This is a genomic window from Solitalea canadensis DSM 3403, assembly GCF_000242635.2.
In the GTDB taxonomy this organism is placed as follows: Bacteria; Bacteroidota; Bacteroidia; order Sphingobacteriales; family Sphingobacteriaceae; genus Solitalea; species Solitalea canadensis.
Genome location: NC_017770.1, coordinates 3,383,502 through 3,404,995, shown reverse-complemented (window position 1 = coordinate 3,404,995; position 21,494 = coordinate 3,383,502). Strand labels below are relative to the sequence as shown.

Genomic DNA, 21,494 nt, shown 5'->3' with positions numbered 1-21,494 from the left:
TTAACAATTATTTTACAGGAGTTCCGTAGAGATCGAAGTCTTCTGCGCGATCAATTTTAACTTTGCAGAAATCGCCAACAGTAACATAATGTTCACGAGCATCTATCAAAACTTCATTATCTACTTCCGGTGAATCATACTCTGTACGACCAACGAAATAGTCTCCGTCTTTTTTATCAATTAAAACTTTATAAGTTTTATTGAGACGTTCCTGGTTTTTTTCAAAAGATATACCTTGTTGAATATCCATGATCTCCTCCAGTCGTTCTTGTTTAACTTCCTCATTTACATCATCTTCCAGCGTATGGGCATGAGTTTTCTCTTCATGGGAGTAGGTGAAAACACCTAAACGGTCGAAACGAGTTTGCTCAACAAAAGCCAATAATTCATCATGGTCTTGTTGTGTTTCACCAGGGTAACCAGAGATCAATGTGGTACGTAATGCAATATCAGGTACACGCTGGCGAATTTGATCTACCAACTCAATGGTTCTGCGCTTAGATATTCCCCTGCGCATCGACTTCAACATGTTATCGGTAATGTGCTGAAGAGGCATATCAAGATAGTTACAAATGTTTTCGCGTTCATTCATCACATCAAGTATGTCCATCGGGAACTGTGAAGGATAGGCATATTGTAAGCGGATCCATTCAATACCATTTACATCGGATAAATTACGAAGTAAATCAGCCAGCTTACGCTCGTTGTAGAGGTCGAGGCCGTAATAGGTAAGATCCTGAGCTATTAGAACCAGCTCTTTCGTTCCATTTTTTGCTAGTGTTTTCGCTTCTTTCACCAATTCATCAATTGGCTTCGATACGTGCATACCACGCATTAAAGGAATAGCACAGAATGAACAAGGGCGGTTACAGCCTTCAGCAATTTTAAAGAACGCAAAGTGTTTTGGAGTAGTAAGCAAACGTTCTCCTATCAGCTCATGCTTGTAATCAGCACCTAAGTTGCTAAGCATTTGCTTCAAATCATTTGTGCCATAAAAGGCATCAACGTTTGTAATTTCAGCTTCCAGCTCAGGTTTGTATCGTTCTGATAAACACCCGGTAACGATCACCTTGCCAACTTTGCCTTTTTCTTTCAGGTCACTGAACTGCAAAATGGTATCAATAGATTCCTGTTTGGCATTATCAATAAAACCACAAGTATTTATGATAACGATATCATCCTTACCCACTTTTTCTGATTCGTGAACTACATCAAAGCTATTGCCTTTCAGCTGGCCCATCAACACTTCAGAATCCACAATATTTTTAGAACAACCAAGGGTAATTACATTTACTTTGGGTTGTGCTTTAATTTCAGATTTTAATGATTTTGTTCTCATGTGCATAATTACGGGTTCCGAGTTGCGGGTTACGGGTTAACCAATCTACATCTGACCAACTCGTAACTCTTAACTCGTAATTATTTAATTCTTGAATAAAGAATTCACAAACTCAACTTTATTGAAGAGTTGCAGATCGTTTATACCTTCACCTACGCCTATATATTTTACTGGGATTTTAAACTGATCCGAAATTCCTATCACAACGCCACCTTTTGCAGTTCCATCTAGCTTGGTTAGCGCTAATGCGTTAACATCAGTTGCTTGCGTAAACTGTTTACATTGTTCAATTGCGTTTTGTCCGGTTGAAGCGTCTAGAACCAACAGGATCTCATGCGGTGCATCGGGAACAACCTTTTGCATTACATTTTTGATCTTCGTTAATTCGTTCATTAAACCCACTTTATTATGTAAACGTCCGGCAGTATCAATAATAGCTACGTCTTCTCCATTTGCCACAGCCGACTGTAAGGTGTCGTAAGCAACAGAAGCAGGGTCTGAACCCATTTGTTGCGAAACCACACGTACCCCTACTCGGTCGCCCCATATATGTAGTTGGTCAACAGCAGCAGCGCGAAAAGTATCGGCAGCTCCCAGAACAACCTTTTTTCCTGACTGTTTAAATTTATGCGCCAGTTTACCGATAGTGGTAGTTTTGCCAACACCATTTACACCAACAACCATAATCACATAAGGGCGGGCATTATCGTTGATGTTTAATTTATCAAAATCAGCAGAATTGTTTTCTTCAAGTAATCCGGTAATTTCCTCACGAAGAATAGCATTCAGTTCAGAAGTGCCTAAATATTTATCGCGGGCAACACGGTCTTCAATACGTTCAATAATTTTAAGCGTGGTAGAAACACCAACATCAGATGTTACTAAAATTTCTTCCAGTTCATCAAGCACATCATCATCAACGGTTGACTTACCGGCAATCATTTTGGTAAGTTTAGAGAAAACGTTCTCCTTAGTTTTCTCCAAACCCTTATCTAAAGCTTCCTGCTCGGCTTTTACTTCTTCAGGTTTTGAGCGTTTGAAAAAATCAAATAATCCCATTATATGTAATTTTCAGTGGTTTGTATCGCGTTTATTGAAATATCTGCAAAGATAGGATAAATGAATGAGAGAGTAGGAGAATAGCTGTTAACAGAACATTAATTAAGCCAGGATAATCCATAATTCCCGTCCGGTACTTTTCTTTAAGACTACTAATAAACTAAAAAAGCTTCTTTCCGTAGAAAGAAGCTCCATATTATACTTTATGCTATATTATTTAGCGTTAGCGATAATGTCTTTAACGTGGTCGTTGTGAACTACCACTTCTTTAAAGCTGTATGCACCGGTTTTTGGTGATCTTACCATGGTAATTACTTTTGAATATTCTTTACCTGTACCGGTTTTGAGGGTTGCAACTACTTTCTTAGCCATTTTTTTAAATTCTTTTTGTTAGTAATCTGTTGTCAGGTAGTTTGTTATCACAACAAAAACCTTAAAACGTTAACTGAAATTACTTAATTTCTTTGTGAACAGTAACACGACGTAAGATGTTATTGAATTTTTTCAATTCTAAACGCTCAGTTGTGTTTTTCTTGTTCTTGGTGGTAATATATCTTGAAGTACCAGGCATACCACTTTCTTTGTGCTCTGTGCACTCAAGAATAACCTGTACTCTGTTTCCTTTTTTAGCCATCGCCTAAATTCTTTTAAAATCTTATATGTAACCTTTTTTCAAGAATTTCTGAATACAAGATGAAATTCCGTTTTTGTTAATAGTTTTAATTGCAGAAGTTGACACTTTCAAGGTAATCCAACGATCTTCTTCTGGAATATAAAATTTCTTCAACTGAAGGTTAGGATAGAATTTGCGCTTGGTTTTAACGTTTGAGTTAGAAACGTTGTGACCGTTCATGGCGCTTTTTCCGGTTAAATCACAAACTCTCGACATTGCTCTAAAGTATTATTATGCTAATTATTAGTCTTTTATTAAATGGGTTGCAAATATCGGAATTATTTATCAAAACAACAAAATGAATTTCAATTATTAGTTGAAATCATCCTGTGCCTCCATAAAAACCGATTCAGCCCCTTTTTTGAAAGGGCAAAGATACAAATCTTTCACTTACAGTCAAACCCATTTTTTGAAATGTGCCAATTCCTGAACAGGCAAGGTTTAGCTATATTTATAATAAGATACACAACCATTTTATAGGTAACTTTAATATGGAGTTTAAATATAAATGGAATTTCTTTTTACTTTTAGGAATTGATAATATATTATTGCGTATACTTTTATTGTCGTAAAATAATATTGTGAAGATTAGAAAAATCACAACCTAATTTCTGTTTTTATGAGTAGCTTTAAAATCAATTCGTTTGAAGAATACCAGGAAATTTACAAGCGAAGTGTGGATGATCCTGAAGGTTTTTGGGCGGATATTGCCGGAACTTTTCGCTGGCAAAAAAAATGGGATAAAGTTCTGGACTGGAACTTTACCGAGCCAAATGTTAAATGGTTTGTGGGTGGCAAACTAAATATTACTGAGAACTGTCTGGATCGTCATTTGGAAAAAAATGCGAACACGATAGCTTATATCTGGGAGCCTAATAATCCGAATGATCCAACAATAAAATATACTTACCGTGAGCTTCATGAGAAAGTTTGCCGTTTTGCCAACGTTTTAAAAAAGCATGGAGCTAAAAAGGGGGATCGCATTTGTATTTATATGCCAATGATCCCCGAATTAGCTATTGCTGTTTTAGCATGTGCGCGTATTGGAGCAATTCACTCTGTTGTATTCGGTGGATTTTCTGCTCATTCAATTGCCGATCGTATTCAGGATGCACAGTCTTCTTTGGTCATTACTGCAGATGGAGGAGTTCGTGGTAATAAAGAGATTCCATTAAAATCTGTAATGGATGATGCCTTGGAACTTTGCCCTTCTGTTAAAAAGGTAATCGTTTTCACTAAAACTAAAACGCCGGTTTACATGCTTCGTGGGCGCGATTATTGGTGGGAGGAAGAACAGGCTACTGTAGGTGCTGATTGTCCTGCAGAACCAATGGATGCAGAGGATACCTTATTTATATTATATACATCAGGGTCAACAGGAAAGCCTAAAGGTGTTCTTCATACGTGTGGCGGATATATGGTATTTGCCCAGTATACATTTGAAAATGTATTCCAGTATGAGCAGCCCGAAATATTTTTCTGTACTGCCGATATTGGCTGGATAACAGGCCACTCTTATATTGTATATGGTCCGTTATTGTCGGGTGCTACTTCGGTAATGTTTGAAGGCATACCAACCTGGCCAGATCCGGGACGTTTCTGGGACATTGTTCAGAAACACCGTGTAACTACTTTGTACACAGCTCCAACGGCTATTCGTTCATTAATGGCTTCAGGACTTAAATATGTGGAGAAAAAAGACCTTTCTTCATTAACAAAATTAGGTTCGGTAGGTGAGCCAATCAACGAAGAGGCATGGCACTGGTTCCACGAACATATTGGCAAAGGTCGTTGTCCGATTGTTGATACCTGGTGGCAAACAGAAACCGGCGGTATTTTAATTTCGCCGATTGCCAATATAACTCCATTAAAACCTGGGTATGCAACCTTGCCTTTACCGGGCGTTCAACCATGCTTGGTAGATGAAAAAGGTGCCATCATTGAAGGAAACGGGGTTTCAGGAAATTTATGTATTAAATTCCCTTGGCCAGGTATGATCCGTACCACTTATGGAGATCATGAGCGTTGCCGTAAGACCTATTTCGCAACCTATGATAATATGTATTTTACAGGCGACGGATGTTTACGTGATAAAGACGGTTATTACAGAATCACCGGCCGTGTAGACGATGTAATTAACGTTTCTGGTCACCGTATTGGTACTGCAGAAGTTGAAAATGCAATTAATATGCATACAGGTGTTGTTGAATCGGCGGTTGTAGGTTTCCCTCATGATATCAAAGGACAAGGTATTTATGCTTATGTTATCACTGAAAAATCACCGGCAGATCCTAACCTGATGAAACAGGATATTTTGATGACAGTTTCGCGCATTATCGGCCCGATTGCAAAACCTGATAAAATTCAATTTGTAAGTGGATTACCTAAAACTCGTTCAGGCAAAATTATGCGTCGAATCTTACGTAAGGTTGCTGAAGGAGATCTAGCCAACGTGGGTGATACTTCAACATTATTAGACCCTGCAGTAGTAGACGAAATAAAAGCAGGTGTTATCATGTAATACACATTTATAAAATACGAAAAGGCAGCCGTTGATTTGGCTGCCTTTTTTATGTCCTTTGCGTCTGTTGTTAATTTTATTCCAAAACGGAAAACCATTCGGTAATTGTCACAAATTGAACAAGTTGTTTGTTTTAAGGGAAGTTTGAATAACTTTGCGCAATAAAATATACTAACTGATAGATTTTTTTCTTTTAAGAAAAATCAACGTAGAGTGAAATCGTGCAGGTTGAATCATCTATCTCCCATAAACTAATATTTTGAGAAGTACAGTTTTAAAAGTTGTAGTTGTATGTCTTTTTTTATCCATTAGTTCCCTAAGTTTTGGACAAAAGACATACATAAATAAGTACAAAAGCACAGCCAGATCACTTTCAGTTAAATATGGAATTCCCTCTTCTGTTATCTTGGGAGTTGCAGTTGTGGAATCTTCGTCAGGACAGAATCGTAACAGTAAGCTACTGAAAAATCACTTCGGCATTGCAGGTAAGAATAATTTAAGAAAAAAAGGGATATATACGAAGTATAAACAGTATCCAACAGTTAATGCCTCGTATATCGACTTTTGTAAAGTTATCACCCGTAAATCGTTCTATAAAAAAATGAAAGGAAGTAAGAACTATGCGAAGTGGGTGGATGCTATAAGTAAAACGGGTTATTCAACTCAACCAGCAACTTGGAAAAAGAAGGTTACTACAGTTATTAAGAAATACAATTTAGCAAAATAAGACTGGATTATTTTTCAAAAACCACGGAATTCCTTTTTCTTTATTATTTATATACGTTTCTGAAAAAATCGCTTATGCTAGAATCTTAATTAGCGTTACTCTTCATTACTTTCTTCTTATTTACAATAGTTTTTTATAATATCGATTAGATTATAGCTATTCTCTTGCCCTGAGTTTAAGGGCGATTTAAATTACATTTAATAATAATGGGGAATAAATTTCTCATGATTAGTGTGGTTTATAGTTGCTCATGAGCGGTAACAGGTTAAAAAGCTATAAATAACAGTTATTTACAGATGGCATTATTATTTCATTATATGAAATGATATTTTATTTCACTTAAAGCAAAATATATGAACAGTTTATTATATCTCGTGGCAGTAATTCTGGTAATCGGGTGGATACTGGGATTCTTTGTTTATTCGGCCGGTGGTTTGATTCATATTTTACTAGTATTAGCGGTTGTGGCTATATTATTAAATATTATCAGAGGACGAAGCATTTAATAGCTTATATTATTTAGATAATTAAAAAGAACATTCTTTATAATTATACTCTTGGTTTATTAGGGCTCCGTAGAGCCCTTTTCTATGTTTACTAATTTGTTTTAGCGAGACAAAACGGAATTGTTTCGTTATTGTTTTTTGTCAGCTATAACAATCCAATTATCCTTATTTTCGTGACATTAAAAAGAAAAGAATGACCAAGCACAGACCCTCTATATTAATAACAAATGATGATGGAATTACAGCACCGGGTATAAAAGTGCTGATTGAATTGATGGGTGAATTGGGAGACATTGTAGTAGTAGCTCCTGATAGTCCTCAGTCGGGGATGGGGCATGCAGTAACCATTGCCAAGCCACTTCGCTTAGATAAAGTGGATGTTTATGATGGAGTAGAAATGTATCAATGTTCCGGAACGCCGGTAGATTGCGTGAAACTCGCTGTTAACAAAGTGCTGCATAAAAAACCAGACCTACTGGTTTCGGGCATTAATCACGGTTTTAACTCATCAATAAACGTTATTTACTCAGGAACCATGTCGGCTGCGATGGAGGGGGCCATTGAAGGAATTCCGTCGGTAGGATTTTCATTGGGTGACTTCAAGCAAGATGCAGATTTTAGTGCTACGCGTCCATTTGTAAGCGCTATTGCTAAAGAAGTACTGGCAAATGGTTTGCCTTTGGGTACCTTGTTAAATGTTAACTTCCCGGTAGGTCACAAGATTAAAGGGCTAAAGGTTTGTCGTCAGGCAATTGCTAAGTGGAGCGAAGAGTTTGATGAACGAGTAGATCCGCACGGCCGTCCATATTTCTGGCTCACAGGTAAATTCCTGTTGAATGATAAGGGAGAAGATACCGACGAGTATGCGCTAAATGAAGGTTATGCTTCAGTAGTGCCTGTGCATTTTGACTTCACATCATACAATGCAATTCCTACATTAAAAAATTGGAATTTTAACTTATAAGAATTAGATTGTTAGTATGAGTGAGAATATTCAATTGCCTTCAGATCATAAACCTTCGGGGATTTTTAAGAAAGATAGCTTCTTGTTAGGCGTATTTTTAGGCATTATTTCGCCTGCTATCACCTGTGTTTTAGTAGAGAGTTTTCGTCTTGGCGACAAAATGGGACTTAGCGATTCAAAAGTATACTTGTTGGGACTTATAGTAAATCTCTTTCTTGTTCGTTATTACTTTAAAAAGGAAATAAATAATACTGGAAAGGGAGTTTTCCTTGTATCCTTTATTGTGGTGTTAGCAGTGTTTTTTATCAAGAAATAAAACAGCTGTCTAAGGAAAAGAATAATCAATCTTCAGCATCTCTTTTGATGCTGAATCAATTCATTTTGTTCGAATGAAATACTATATCATAGCTGGAGAGGCTTCCGGTGATTTGCATGGCTCTAACCTAATGAAAGCATTAAAAGATGATGATTCAAATGCTGAATTCAGGTTTTGGGGTGGTGATCTAATGTTACATGAAAGCGAGAATATTCGCAAGCATTATAAGGAAATGGCATTCATGGGTTTTGTGGAAGTGGTTGTTAACCTTCGCAAAATTTTAAGCAATCTTTCGGATTGTAAACATGACCTGTTGGAAAACCGTCCGGATGCATTGATTTTAGTAGACTTTCCGGGATTTAACCTTAAAATAGCGGAGTTTGCAAAACGGAATGGTATTAAAGTATATTATTACATCTCACCTAAAGTGTGGGCATGGAATCAAAAACGAGTACTGAAAATCAAGAAAGTAGTTGATCACATGTTTTGCATTTTACCATTTGAAGTATCCTTTTACGACAAATGGGGGATGAAGGTAGATTATGTTGGAAACCCACTATTGGATGCTATTTCAAATTATTCATTTAATACGGACTTTAAATCACAGAACAACCTTGACGACCGTCCGATAGTTGCATTATTGCCGGGTAGTCGTAAACAAGAGATTGAACGTTTGTTGCCGGAAATGATAAAAATGATCGATCATTTTCCGGAGAACCAATTTGTAATTGCAGGGGCACCAACATTTACTGCTGATTATTATGATCAGTATAAGCATGGAGCCAACGTTCCTGTTGTTTTTAACCAAACATATGACTTGCTTAAAAATTCAGAAGCTGCCATTGTTGCTTCCGGAACCGCAACGTTAGAAACGGCCTTGTTAAATGTTCCTCAAGTGGTGGTGTATAAAGGTAATCCCTTAAGTATTGCCATTGCTAAATTGCTGGTGAAAATCAAGTATATCTCCTTGGTAAACCTTATTGCAGAAAAAACAGTGGTTAAAGAATTGATCCAGGATGATTGTAATGAGAAGGCTTTAAACGCTGAATTGGATTTAATTTTAAACGATGTTACTTATAGAAGTAAAATGTTGCAAAATTATGCAGAACTTCATAGCTTAATGGGGGAACCCGGAGCTTCAGAACGAACTGCTAAACTGATCATTGATTATTTGGAAATGGATCAATAGCTATCTATTAGCAGTTATCTATTATCTATTAGCTTTTGGTATGAACAAGTTGCTAAAAATATCAATGCTAATACCTAATAGCTATAAGCTAAAAAAAACATAAACTATGCAAAAGACTGATAACCAATTTCTGATGTTAACTCACTTAAGTCAGTTAGCTCATTTTGTATTTCCATTTGGAGGATTACTAGCACCTCTTTTACTATGGCAAATGAAGAAAGATGAGATTATTGGTTTGGAAGATCATGGAAAGGAAATTATGAATTTTCAGATCAGCTTTGCTATTTATGCGATCATTTCTTCCATTCTGATTATTTTATTGATTGGAATCGGTTTCTTATTTGTAATTGCCTTACTTACTGTAATTTTTCCAATAATAGGGGCTGTAAAGGCGGCTAATGGAGAATTTTACAAATATCCACTGACGATTCAGTTTCTGAAATAGATATTGATTTAACTAATAAGGACGAGTCTTGGAATTTTGTTCCAAGGCCCGTCTTTATTAATCCCTTTAGAGGACTTAAATTATTGGCAGTTTCTAAGTTATTCCCCTTTAGGGGCTAGGGGTGATTCACCTCATTAGCCCTCCACACTTACCACTGTTTTCTTTGCTGTTTTCGCCGGTTTCTTCTTCAGTTTATTTAACCAGATAATAGTACCCGTAATAGGCAAACTGGTAGCAATTAAACAAGAAATAAAATACAATATTTTCGAAAACGTCCCGAATATCTCACCTGTATGTAGCGGACGGATCGAGGCAGCTATTTGCTCATTGAATTTTTTGTCCTCAAAGCGTTCCACTTTTAAAGTTTTCCCATTGTATTTATCCAGCTGAATTTTATCCGAGGCAGCCAGCGCGAAAAATCCCATTTTGGTTTTATAAACTACAATAGCAGCTGAATCTTTGGTGAAAGAAATCTGATAATCGGCTTTATAGGGAAGTTCTTTATCAGTGGCTGCGATGATCTTTTCAACGGTTATAATTTTAGCATCGGGAGATGGGGCAATAGAGATCATTGGCTTTTCTTTTCGACCTTTAAATATTTCATCACCCAGCACAGTACTCAACCCATTTCTATACCAGTCGAACGACCAACAAAGTCCGGTGAGCGACATGATCAACAATAGGATAAATGAATAGAACCCCAACGTATTATGCAGATCGTGATTGGTCCGTTTCCAATTACCGCTCATTTTTATCTTCAGACCTTGTTTCCATAAGCGAAGTTTAGATGGCCACCAAAGTACTAAACCTGAAATAACCAGCACAACAAAAATAATGGTTGAAACTCCCACGATAATCCGGCCTCCACTGTCATCCAACAGCAACCAGCGATGCATGCGCATGACAACCAAGAAAAAATCACCTGTTTTACTTTTCGCTGTTCCTTTTATTTCACCTGTATACTGATCAATGTAATAAGGTGTTCCACGACGTTCTTTTTCTGACTTTTTTAAGCTAATTGTGTAGGTTCTGGTTTTATCCTCAGGAATATTAATAGCAGTGAGTTTACCTTCATGCTTTGCCGTCAGAATCGAAACAAGTTCTTCCGCAGGTAAAGGTTTTGCTCCGTAGGTATAAGCTGCTTCAAACTTTTCAGCGTTGAAAAATTCATCAACTTCAGCTTCAAACGTGTAAATCGTTCCGGTTAAACAAACAACAAATAAGATCAATCCGCTGGCAATGCCGAGCCAGAGATGAACATCGTTAATAAACTTCTTAAAAGTGTATTTCATTATCAATAGTGAATAGATTTTATAAAACGTAAAAGAACGGTCTTGATTAAAAGACCGTTCACGACTTACGAAAACTATATGTTAATTAGTGCTTAAAAGTCTTTTTGATTGTTAGAAACGATAAGAAACCGAAACCGAAACATTTCTAGGGTCAATTCTGTCGATGTAGCTGGTACGGTAAGCATCGTAACCAATTGCATCAAACACATTGTTTACAAATACCCTTGAACTCCAGTTTTTAGTGAACTCGTAACCCAACTGAACATTTACCACCGTGTAAGCCTTATTATTCCAAGGCTCTTGGTTTGGAGTTATACCGTGGAACTCAGCATTGGCTTGAGTCCAATCGTTGTAAGGACGATCACCTAAGTAATAAATACCTGCGCTGAAGTTTAAACTCTTTAATGGTCCGCGATCAATGGTGTAGCTACCCCACGCATTAAAGGTATGTTTAGGCGTATTATTTGGAGCCGAGCCAGGTACAAAAGTCGTGTGCTCTTTATATTTGGCGTTGATATAAGCGTAACCGGCAATTACTTCTAAGTTTGGTAAAATACGTCCGGTGATTTCAGTTTCGATACCAGTCCGCTCATCATTTCCACCCTTGAAATAATAATTCTGTAACTCAATAAAGCCAGTCGCAGGATTTAATACTGCCGCTCTGATATTTTGATTTTTGTTGTTGATCTTATAAGCTGTGAAGTTGAAACGCAAACGCTCGTTGAACCATTCCGTTTTTAAACCTGCTTCAAATTGGTCAATTCGCTCATTACCTAACGGATCGCCGTTAATATCTAAATATTGAGCAGTTCTTGGATTTGTACTATTAGTATAAGAACCGAACAGGTTAATATTTTTGTTGATGCTGAACATCACACCGCCCAGTGGGTTCCAATAGCTTTCTCGTACCACAGTTGTTCCCGCAGGGTTACTACTTTCAGTCGTGCTGAAACGGATCGAGCCGTAAACACGCGCCCACGCAGTTAACTGAACAACATCCTGAATTGTGAATCCCGCACTTCTGTTATTCGATTCGGTTTCTCCGGTTTTAGTGAAATTACTCGGAACGCCATTTTTTAATTTGTTAGACACCGATTGAAAAACATCAATCGTATCCACCACAATTGATGCATAAGAAAGGTCTTTTACATAGGAAGTTCGGTAATCTAAACCAGCCTGAAACGTATGTTTGATCTTACCTGTCTGAATATCTTTTCCAATCAAATCAAACTGCAATACATTGTTTTTTTCCAGGTGACCGCCACGGCTGCCAATTGATCGACTGTAAACGTTTAATTGATCAACATTGATATCTTTTTCTACATTCGTTTTAACCGCTTTCAATCCGGCCATATAACCTTCAGTATCGTAATTAGAGCGATAGAAAGCACCTCTTACGTATAAATTGTCGGTAATATCTCTTCTAAAACGGGCTGTAACATTGGTGTTAGTTGCCAATTGTCTGTCGGTATCAAAACCTAGGAACTTATCCTTAGGCATTTCTAAAATTCGATTGCTTATATTTTTAGGGTCGATATTTACGGTTCCTACATCCAAAGAACGACTATCATCAAGGTAGTCTAGCTCGAAAGTAATGGCTGTTTTAGAGTCAGGTCGCCACTCCAATGATGGGTTAATGAATAGCTTTTCGGTTCCAATACCCTCAATGTTATGAAAGGTTCTTGAGTTCTCGTAACCACCGTTTAAGCGGAATGCCAAAGTTTGCTCTTTGTTTAATAACCCCTGAATATCAAAAGTAGGGCGGAATTGAGAGAACCCTCCGGCACGTAAAGAAACCACACCGTTATTGGTAAACTTAGGTGTTTTGGTCACCACGTTAATCAACCCACCTGGACTACCTAAGTCAGTAGCGGCACCCATTGTAACGGCTGCTGAACCTTTCAATACCTGAATACTTTCAACAGTTCCCATATCTGAAATAAAACCGAACCCACGGAAATCAGAATGCATTCTTACACCATTTTTATAGATCGGAATACCACGGAAACCTCTTGACGAAATGCTTTCAGAACTATTGCCATAACGTGAATACGTGTAAACACCGGCTACGTTGCGTGTAGCATCAATCACGGTCAGGTTTCCTTGTTGGGTAATCAGTTTATCAGAAATAACTGAAATCGACTGGATTTGATCCTTTGGTTTTAAGGGTAAACGAGTAATCGCATCCAGTTTTTCAGGTTGTTTGTCGCGCATGCCGAATACTTCAACTTCATTTAATGTGCCTTTCGCGGTTTTCAGCGTGAAGCTTATTTCAGTCGTTTCTTTATCTGAAACGGTAATACTTTCTTTTAACGGTTCAAATCCCAGGGCTGAGATATGAATAGTATAATTTCCCGGTTGAATGTTCTTTATTTCGAAGAAACCTTCGGCATCAGTAACTGCTTTATACTTTGTTCCTATAATTGTTACAGTTGCCACGTCTACCTTATTTGAAGCATCTCCTGTTATTTTACCTTTTAATAATGAGGTGTTTGTGGATTGGGCCCACGTTGTTTGCAGCGATAATACTGCAAGGAGTAAGAGAGTAATGTGTTTTATCATATTTTCTTTAGACTAATTATAAATAACTTTGGATGCAAAAGTAGGACGGCCAGCCATAGGGCGTTATTGAAAAACGGATTATTTCTTTACAAAAACGGATTATATATGCAGGTAGTTTCTAAAATTGATATTCTTGATCAGCCGGTATGCAATAAAACAGTGCCAGATAACTATAATGTAAACAGTGTTTTACAAGAAGTAGAAGTGTGCTTGGAGCATGCAGTTTTGAAGGAGTTCAGGAGCAAGCAGCTGGTTACAGACGGACTAATTATTTTAGATACCTACATGTGTTTTTCTGAAGCTGTAATCGATACCTATGAAATAATCGGTGATTGTATTGTAATGGATTTTGTTTACGAAGGCAATACAATTGGAGCTGTCGAGGATTCGGATTACCAAATGAAAATAGCTTCAGGAACACACTCATTGATGTATACACCCGGATTTAAAGTTACGCTACCCGTTGATCAAGCAGTGAATTATTATACTATAATTCTTTCAACTGACCTTTATTTTAAGTTGATCAGTCATGATTCGTGCTTGCATAAAGGTTTCGAGCTTAAAATCCGTAATAAAAAATCAGGCTATTTTTCTGAACAACACGGAACCATTAGTCCGCAGATGAAATGGGTGATTAATGACATCCGAAATTGTAAAAGAGAGGGTTGTTTAAAACGCTTATTCCTTGAAGCGAAACTTAAAGAACTTTTAGTGTTGCAACTGGAAGACTTTAAAACAAAAAATGAAGTTGACCTAGCAGAAAGCGTGCTTAGAGGAGATGATTATGAAAAGCTGGAAGAAGCGAAGGTAATCATTGAAAAGGATTATGTTAGTCCACCGTCATTGTGTGAGTTGGCTAGAATTGTTTCGCTTAATGAATTTAAGCTTAAGAAGGGTTTTAAGGAATTGTTTAATACAACGGTTCATTGTTATGTAGTAAAATTACGGATGGAGAAAGCCCAGATTCTTTTGAATGAAACAGATTACTCCGTGAGAGAAATCGCCTACAAACTGGGATATAAAAACCCGGCATATTTTAGTACAGCATTTAAAAATTATCATGGTTTTGTGCCGAGTGAAAATAAAAAGAAATTATTTATGCAGCCATTGAGCCTGCTGTTTGGATTATGGCTTTTGGGTGTCTCTGCGATCAGAGAGCTGATTGTTTTGGAGAGTATTATTGTTAGTTAATAAAATCTGAAAAATGCACATACTGTTTTTAAGAATCCGTTGACTGAAGTCAACGGCAATGAAGCAACTATCCGGTGGAAGAATTAGCATGCCTCTCGTTATAAAGGTTTTGATATTTACAGTTACATAATCAATCCCCCTTTAGGGGTTAGGGGTAAATTACTAATGACTGAAGTCAACGGCAATGAAGCAACTATCCGGTGGAAGAATTAGCATGCCTCTCGTTATAAAGGTTTTGATATTTACAGTTACATAGTAAATCTCCCTTTAGGGGTTAGGGGTAAATTACTAATAATTGAAGTCAACGGCAATGAAGCAACTATCCGGTGGAAGAATTAGCATGCCTCTCGTTATAAAGGTTTTGATATTTACAGTTGCATAGTAAATCTCCCTTTAGGGGTTAGGGGTAAATTACTAATGACTGAAGTCAACGGCAATGAAGCAACTATCCGGTGGAAGAATTAGCATGCCTCTCGTTATAAAGGTTTTGATATTTACAGTTACATAATCAATCCCCCTTTAGGGGTTAGGGGTAAATTACTAATAATTGAAGTCAACGGCAATGAAGCAACTATCCGGTGGAAGAACTAGCATGCCTCTCGTTATAAAGGTTTTGATATTTACAGTTGCATTGTAAATCCCCCTTTAGGGGTTAGGGGTAAATTACTAATAATTGAAGTCAACGGCAATGAAGCAACTATCCGGTGGAAGAATTAGAATGCCTCCCATTATAAAGGTTTTGATATTTACAGTTGCATAGTCAATCCCCCCTTTGGTAAATTACTAATGACTGAAGTCAACGGCAATGAAGCAACTATCCGGTGGAAGAATTAGCATGCCTCTCGTTATAAAGGTTTTGATATTTACAGTTACATAATCAATCCCCCTTTAGGGGTTAGGGGTAAATTACTAATGACTGAAGTCAACGGCAATGAAGCAACTATCCGGTGGAAGAATTAGAATGCCTCCCATTATAAAGGTTTTGATATTTACAGTTGCATAGTCAATCCCCCCTTTGGTAAATTACTAATGACTGAAGTCAACGGCAATGAAGCAACTATCCGGTGGAAGAATTAGCATGCCTCTCGTTATAAAGGTTTTGATATTTACAGTTACATAATCAATCCCCCTTTAGGGGTTAGGGGTAAATTACTAATGACTGAAGTCAACGGCAATGAAGCAACTATCCGGTGGAAGAATTAGCATGCCTCCCATTATAAAGGTTTTGATATTTACAGTTGCATAGTCAATCCCCCTTTGGTAAATTACTAATGACTGAAGTCAACGGCAATGAAGCAACTATCCGGTGGAAGAATTAGCATGCCTCCCGTTATAAAGGTTTTGATATTTACAGTTACATAATCAATCCCCCTTTAGGGGTTAGGGGTAAATTACTAAGATATTACCCCTTCTCATTTTCATAATGTTTTCTCACGATACTATTTTTCCTACTGTAAAAGAAATAGATAATTATTCCCAATGCCATCCAGACAAATAAACGAATCCAGGTGTCTAGTGGGAGAAAAACCATCATACCTACACAGGTTAAAATACCCAAAATTGGCACTAATGGAACAAGCGGTGTTTTGAAATTTCTTGGTGCATCTGGCATTGTTTTACGCATGATTAATACCCCTGCGCACACAATTACAAATGCCAATAAGGTTCCTATACTCGTCATCTCACCAACAACCCTAATCGGTACAAATGCAGCGAAAAGACTAACAAAAGCTGCAAATAAGATATTTGATTTCCATGGGGTTCTGAATTTGGTATGTACCTCAGAGAATACTTTTGGCAATAATCCATCCCTGCTCATGGAGAAGAATACGCGTGATTGTGCCAATAAGTCAACCAGGATTACCGAAGTGTATCCGATCAAAATGGCTAAAATAATAGCCTGACTTAACCACTTGTACGGTGTTTTTTCTATGGCGATAGCAACAGGAGCTGCACTGCCTTTAAATTCAGTGTAATTGGCCATTCCGGTCATCACATGCGAAAAAAGCATAAATAAAATGGTACAAACAATCAATGAGCCTAAGATCCCGATAGGCATATTACGTTTAGGATTTTTCGCTTCCTGAGCCGCTGTTGAAACGGCATCAAACCCAATAAAAACAAAGAAAACAATACCGGCCCCGCGGATAATCCCCGACCAGCCAAATTCACCAAACGTACCTGTATTATTGGGAATATAGGGTACATAATTCTGTTGGTTGAATGTAATGCCATCCCAAAGCAATAAATACCAATACTACACCCACTTTTAAGGCAACCACAATGGCGTTCATTATGGCAGAACCTTTGGTTCCTCGAATCAAAACGATAGAGATAAGGACAACAATTAAAGCAGCAGGCAGATTGATAATACCATGAACCACTTCACCGGTAGCCATTGTTACTGATTCAAAAGGAGAGTAGACTAGTTGAGGAGGAAGGTGGATATCGTAAGAAGCCAAAAACTTGACCAGGTACTGCGACCAGCTGATTGAAACTGTAGCAGCGCCAACGGAATATTCCAATACCAGATCCCATCCAATAATCCAGGCCAGAAACTCACCCATGGTAGCATACGAGTAAGTATAGGCACTACCGGCAACAGGAATCATTGAAGCAAATTCAGCATAGCAAAGAGCCGCAAATGCACACCCAACGGCAGCAATGGCAAACGAGATCGTAACTGCTGGTCCGGAATGATTGGCAGCTGCAATTCCGGTGAGCGAAAACAATCCTGCACCGATGATAATCCCGATACCAATTAGAATCAGGTTGAACCCGCCTAAAGTGCGTTTTAAAGAATGAGCATCACTTTCTCCGGCTTCTTGTAGCAGCCAGGCTAAAGGTTTTTTATACATTATGGATTAGTATAGTTAGTATATAGATAATATATTTATCAAGGTTGGCAAATGTATAAGTTAGGAAGTATTTTAGCAAAAAAGAAATGGCTGAACAGTAAATAGTATGCAGTTGGTTCAGTAGATCAGGATGTTAAATGGCTACTTGTTCATCATTTTTAAAAAATACTTGTTAAGTTTTCGGTTGCGGTGTTAACTTCCTGCAGCTAGTTTTGTAGTATAACACTGATATTATATAACTATGCAACTCTCAATTGATCTTATGTACAATGCTATAGTAAATAAAGACACTTCTTTTGAAGGTATTTTCTTTACTGCAGTAAAAACAACGGGAATATTTTGCAGGCCTTCATGCACTGCCAGAAAACCGAAAAAAGAAAATGTTGAGTTTTTCAGCACCGCTAAAGAGGCTATTTCAAAAGGTTACAGACCTTGTAAAGTTTGTAATCCAATGGAGAAACTAAATGAAACGCCAGATTTAATAAAGGCCATTCTAAACGGATTAGCTGATGATCCATCCAGGAAATTTAAAGATGAAGATTTGATAGCGTTGGGTATTGAACCGAGTAAGATAAGACGCTGGTTCTTAAAAAATCATGGAGTTACTTTTCAGGCCTATCAACGAATGTTTAGAATTAATAGTGCATTCAAAAAAATACAAAATGGAGAAGCTGTTACCTCCACTGCATTTGAATCTGGTTATGAATCCTTAAGCGGATTTAATGATTCATTTAAAAATATTTTCGGTGTATCTCCTAAAAACAGCAAAGCACAAACTATTATCGACCTGAAAAGAATCGAAACGCCATTAGGTACCATGTATGCCTGCGCTGTTAAAGAAGGTATTTGTCTGTTAGAGTTTACAGATAGAAAAATGCTCGAAACGGAGTTTAAAACACTATCTAAAAGATTAAATGCCACAATTATTCAGGGGGAAAATAAGCATTTTGATAATTTAGAGCAGCAATTGACTGAATATTTTGAAGGCAAGCGCAAATCTTTTACTGTAAAGTTGTTTACTCCGGGATCTGCTTTTCAAAACGCAGTTTGGGACGGGTTACAAAACATTCCATACGGGACTACCAAAAGCTATAAAGAACAAGCCATTGCTTTATCAAAAACGGATGCTGTGCGTGCAGTAGCAAATGCGAACGGAATGAACCGTATTTCTATCCTTATTCCTTGTCATAGAGTAATTGGTACGGATGGTAATTTAACAGGTTACGGAGGTGGGATTTGGAGAAAGAAATGGTTGCTGGATATGGAAAAGGCTAATGGGAGCTCTTAGCTGTTAGCCATTAGCTCTTAGCAATTAATTCAAAATCTAATGCCTTATAGTCAGAAAAAATGTCGCCCGGCTTGAGCCGTGACGACATTGACCAATTTTCTACTTCCGCTGGAATAGACGTTTTTTGTAGATACGTTCTAGTGAACGATGTTTTTACATAGGTAAGACTGTATTTAAAGTGTGCAGGTTTCAGTTTCCTGAAATTATTTTTTACAAGATCACTGCTTTTCTTTGTTTGATTTAAAAATTGGATAAAGCATTTGTGCATATCGTTGATCTAATGAGATATTGTTTTTAATCTTCTCACCCGGCCAGAGCGTCTCTCCGGCCGTTGAGAAGTAACCAACCTATATATAAATGAAGTCTTTGTTGCCTAGCTTATCAATTTCGGTAGAAATAAAGGCTATAGTTCCTGTAATCTCATTAGTAAATGCTTTTTGTTTAGTAAAATATATTGCATATAGATTAAGTAGTTTTATTTGATAATTTTTTTTGTTGGTATCAGGTTTTTCATATAGATATTTCTGAGAGAACTGTAATTGACCAACACTGTTTCAAGCGCAGTTATTACCACTAACCAGATAAGCGGTTGCTTTGTAAACAAGGCGATCATTGAAGTCGCTAATACAAATCGGGTAAACTCCAGGTTAAATACCCATCGCTTTTGTTCCAGTATCGCGCCGCAGTTGATAAGGGTAATTAAAATGATCAATGAAGTGCCACTCATTCCGATCCAATCTAACTTATCATAGAAATATAGCATGCCTATCAACACCACAATAATGGCTGCAAGCTGTATAATTACATATCTTTTAAAGGGAGCAGGAACCGGCTTGCGTCTTGATCGTGATAGAAAGATTTCTTCCAGTTCTTCGCGAATGGCAGGATCTATCTGTTCGGGCCCTCCAAATAGGACCCCTAGTTTATTCCTGAATCCCGGGGTTAGCTTAACCGAATAGTAAAGCTCAAGGAAAAAATGAAAAAACTGCCATAACAAACTATGGGTATGTAATTGATGGGTTAAGCCATAATGGACTTCATTTGTTTCTTCTTTAAATGTGCCGAATAATTTATCCCAGAAAATAAACACACCACCATAGTTCTTATCCAGGTACTCTTCATTGTTAGCATGATGCACCCTGTGATGTGACGGAGTTACCAATACCTTTTCGATCCAGCCTAATTTGCCAATTAGCCGGGTATGTACAAAGAACGGATAAACTCCTTGTATCAATAAAACAGGCATGATCATTAATGCAGGGAAACCAATAATGGGCAAGAAAGCCCAAAAAAGCAAACGTGCAAGCGATTGAAAAATGGTAATCCTTGTTCCAACCGAATAGTTAAACTCCTCGCTCGAATGATGGATAACATGCACGGCCCAGAAAATATTAATCTCATGACTGCTCCTGTGATACCAATACCACAGAAAGTCGACAAAGAAAAATAACAGGATCCAGGTAATCCAATTCGGCTCAATTGTAAATAGAGCAAATTGTTTATGCAGGTAATCATAGACAAAGAAAAAGAATCCCGCAGTAAACATACCAGCCACCCGGTCGAGAATACCTATACTCAAGTTGCTGATTGTATCCTTGAATTTGTAAACATCCACCTTTTTTCTTCTGGCAACATAATATTCGATGCCAATTGCTAGCAGTAAGACAGGTAGTGCAAGCGCTATTGATTCCATTTAGTTTAATTTAATTCGTTGTTGAATAAGAACTACCTCATCCCCGACCTTTCTCTAAAGTGGAGGGAGTTTGCATCCTTTATCTTTAAAGACTTTTATATTTTAGTACGCACCGGAAACCAATGTGTGAATAACCCTGATCAGCTACAGCTGAAACACTATTGAATCGTTTGTAATGATAGACGTTATGCATATCATCTGTAAATAATCCTCCTTTTGTAATTAGTTCTTGTTGGTCTTTAACAAAAAGGGAAGTAGTGGTCCACTGACGAACCGTGCCATCCATATCATAGAAGCCAAGCTGATTTTTACCGAAAGAACCGGCTGGCAAAAGCTCCACGTACTGTTTTTTTAAACTGTCGGGTATTGGCTCTTCATTATATCGGTATTGCAGGCAAATATTTGATGCGTTTTGTGCTGCCCATTCCCACTCATTTTCGGTAGGCAACTGTTTTCCAATCCAAGCAGCATAAGCCTGCGCATCCAGCCATGATACCTGCGTTGCAGGATGACTTAATGGCGCTTTTTCTTTATCTAAGCCTTTAGGATAAAAATAAGTTGCGCCATCGGTCATCTGCCAACCATTGTTCTCAGCATCAAAAACTGCAGCGTTTCCTGATCGCTGAGCATCAGTGATATATCCTGTTGTTTTTGCAAAATCATCAAATTCCTTAACTGTTACCAAAAGCCTATCCATCAGAAAGGTATTAAGTGAAATCACACGGGTTCTCCCATCATCACTTTGCCTGATCATTTTTCCTCCTGGTACAGTGATCATCTGATTATAAACGGAGTTAAATTCTCCAGGCTCGGTAAATGCAATTTCGGTTAGTGCTGATATCATGAGCTATGATTGTATGTCAGTAATAAT

The 21,494-nt window shown here is 37.6% G+C and carries 18 protein-coding genes and 1 pseudogene; 9 read left to right on the top strand and 10 right to left on the bottom strand.

Annotated features, from left to right (window positions below; all coding sequences use genetic code 11):
- Positions 1 to 7: 7 nt before the first annotated feature.
- From rimO to rpmB, 5 genes are all read right to left on the bottom strand, one after another.
- On the bottom strand, positions 8 to 1,339 hold the full coding sequence (gene rimO, locus SOLCA_RS14055) for a 30S ribosomal protein S12 methylthiotransferase RimO (protein WP_014681129.1): 1,332 nt from the start codon (positions 1,337 to 1,339) through the stop codon (positions 8 to 10).
- 84 nt (positions 1,340 to 1,423) lie between these two features.
- The gene (ftsY, locus tag SOLCA_RS14050) at positions 1,424 to 2,398 is read right to left on the bottom strand and encodes a signal recognition particle-docking protein FtsY (protein ID WP_014681128.1); all 975 of its coding nucleotides are present in this window, start codon (positions 2,396 to 2,398) and stop codon (positions 1,424 to 1,426) included.
- A 213-nt stretch (positions 2,399 to 2,611) separates the two neighbouring features.
- Positions 2,612 to 2,770 (bottom strand): DUF4295 domain-containing protein, encoded by a 159-nt coding sequence (locus SOLCA_RS22915; RefSeq protein ID WP_014681127.1) that lies wholly within the window; start codon positions 2,768 to 2,770, stop codon positions 2,612 to 2,614.
- 79 nt (positions 2,771 to 2,849) lie between these two features.
- Positions 2,850 to 3,032, bottom strand: coding sequence for a 50S ribosomal protein L33 (gene rpmG / locus SOLCA_RS14045; RefSeq protein WP_014681126.1), 183 nt, complete (start codon positions 3,030 to 3,032; stop codon positions 2,850 to 2,852).
- A 21-nt stretch (positions 3,033 to 3,053) separates the two neighbouring features.
- Positions 3,054 to 3,287 carry a 50S ribosomal protein L28 gene (gene rpmB, locus SOLCA_RS14040; RefSeq protein WP_014681125.1) on the bottom strand — a complete coding sequence of 78 codons (234 nt, stop codon included), beginning with the start codon at positions 3,285 to 3,287 and terminating at the stop codon, positions 3,054 to 3,056.
- Positions 3,288 to 3,690: 403 nt separating this feature from the next.
- On the opposite strand from rpmB, the gene acs reads away from it, so the two are divergent.
- The 7 genes from acs to SOLCA_RS14010 all read left to right on the top strand — a co-directional run bounded on the left by acs (position 3,691) and on the right by SOLCA_RS14010 (position 9,739).
- Positions 3,691 to 5,592, top strand: a complete 1,902-nt coding sequence (gene acs, locus SOLCA_RS14035) for an acetate--CoA ligase (protein WP_014681124.1) — start codon at positions 3,691 to 3,693, stop codon at positions 5,590 to 5,592.
- Between the two features lie 259 nt (positions 5,593 to 5,851).
- Entirely contained in the window at positions 5,852 to 6,319 is a 468-nt protein-coding gene (locus SOLCA_RS14030; RefSeq protein WP_014681123.1) for a glucosaminidase domain-containing protein, read from the top strand.
- A 353-nt stretch (positions 6,320 to 6,672) separates the two neighbouring features.
- Positions 6,673 to 6,825 carry a lmo0937 family membrane protein gene (locus SOLCA_RS23225; protein WP_014681122.1) on the top strand — a complete coding sequence of 51 codons (153 nt, stop codon included), beginning with the start codon at positions 6,673 to 6,675 and terminating at the stop codon, positions 6,823 to 6,825.
- A 193-nt stretch (positions 6,826 to 7,018) separates the two neighbouring features.
- Positions 7,019 to 7,789: a 5'/3'-nucleotidase SurE gene (gene surE / locus SOLCA_RS14025; protein WP_014681121.1), complete on the top strand. Its 771-nt coding sequence runs from the start codon at positions 7,019 to 7,021 to the stop codon at positions 7,787 to 7,789.
- 16 nt (positions 7,790 to 7,805) lie between these two features.
- On the top strand, positions 7,806 to 8,105 hold the full coding sequence (locus tag SOLCA_RS14020; protein WP_014681120.1) for a hypothetical protein: 300 nt from the start codon (positions 7,806 to 7,808) through the stop codon (positions 8,103 to 8,105).
- A 73-nt stretch (positions 8,106 to 8,178) separates the two neighbouring features.
- Positions 8,179 to 9,294, top strand: coding sequence for a lipid-A-disaccharide synthase (lpxB, locus tag SOLCA_RS14015; RefSeq protein WP_014681119.1), 1,116 nt, complete (start codon positions 8,179 to 8,181; stop codon positions 9,292 to 9,294).
- Between the two features lie 106 nt (positions 9,295 to 9,400).
- Positions 9,401 to 9,739, top strand: coding sequence for a DUF4870 domain-containing protein (locus SOLCA_RS14010; protein ID WP_014681118.1), 339 nt, complete (start codon positions 9,401 to 9,403; stop codon positions 9,737 to 9,739).
- A gap of 134 nt (positions 9,740 to 9,873) precedes the next feature.
- On the opposite strand, the gene SOLCA_RS14005 is transcribed toward SOLCA_RS14010, so the two are convergent.
- Together SOLCA_RS14005 and SOLCA_RS14000 are read right to left on the bottom strand one after the other, a co-directional pair.
- On the bottom strand, positions 9,874 to 11,031 hold the full coding sequence (locus SOLCA_RS14005; protein WP_014681117.1) for a PepSY-associated TM helix domain-containing protein: 1,158 nt from the start codon (positions 11,029 to 11,031) through the stop codon (positions 9,874 to 9,876).
- A 111-nt stretch (positions 11,032 to 11,142) separates the two neighbouring features.
- Positions 11,143 to 13,593, bottom strand: a complete 2,451-nt coding sequence (locus SOLCA_RS14000) for a TonB-dependent receptor (RefSeq protein WP_014681116.1) — start codon at positions 13,591 to 13,593, stop codon at positions 11,143 to 11,145.
- A gap of 105 nt (positions 13,594 to 13,698) precedes the next feature.
- On the opposite strand from SOLCA_RS14000, the gene SOLCA_RS22455 reads away from it, so the two are divergent.
- Positions 13,699 to 14,784 (top strand): helix-turn-helix domain-containing protein, encoded by a 1,086-nt coding sequence (locus SOLCA_RS22455; RefSeq protein WP_014681115.1) that lies wholly within the window; start codon positions 13,699 to 13,701, stop codon positions 14,782 to 14,784.
- 1,402 nt (positions 14,785 to 16,186) lie between these two features.
- Here SOLCA_RS22455 and SOLCA_RS13990 read toward each other — a convergent pair.
- Positions 16,187 to 17,645: pseudogene (locus SOLCA_RS13990) on the bottom strand (amino acid permease).
- 238 nt (positions 17,646 to 17,883) lie between these two features.
- On the opposite strand from SOLCA_RS13990, the gene SOLCA_RS13985 reads away from it, so the two are divergent.
- Positions 17,884 to 18,930: a bifunctional transcriptional activator/DNA repair enzyme AdaA gene (locus SOLCA_RS13985; RefSeq protein WP_014681114.1), complete on the top strand. Its 1,047-nt coding sequence runs from the start codon at positions 17,884 to 17,886 to the stop codon at positions 18,928 to 18,930.
- Positions 18,931 to 19,405: 475 nt separating this feature from the next.
- On the opposite strand, the gene SOLCA_RS13975 is transcribed toward SOLCA_RS13985, so the two are convergent.
- Both SOLCA_RS13975 and SOLCA_RS22450 read right to left on the bottom strand, forming a co-directional pair.
- Complete coding sequence (locus tag SOLCA_RS13975; RefSeq protein ID WP_014681112.1) at positions 19,406 to 20,623, bottom strand: sterol desaturase family protein; 1,218 nt, start codon at positions 20,621 to 20,623, stop codon at positions 19,406 to 19,408.
- A gap of 85 nt (positions 20,624 to 20,708) precedes the next feature.
- A complete protein-coding gene (locus SOLCA_RS22450) occupies positions 20,709 to 21,467 on the bottom strand; it encodes an SUMF1/EgtB/PvdO family nonheme iron enzyme (RefSeq protein ID WP_014681111.1) in 759 nt (252 codons plus the stop codon).
- Positions 21,468 to 21,494 lie beyond the last annotated feature (27 nt).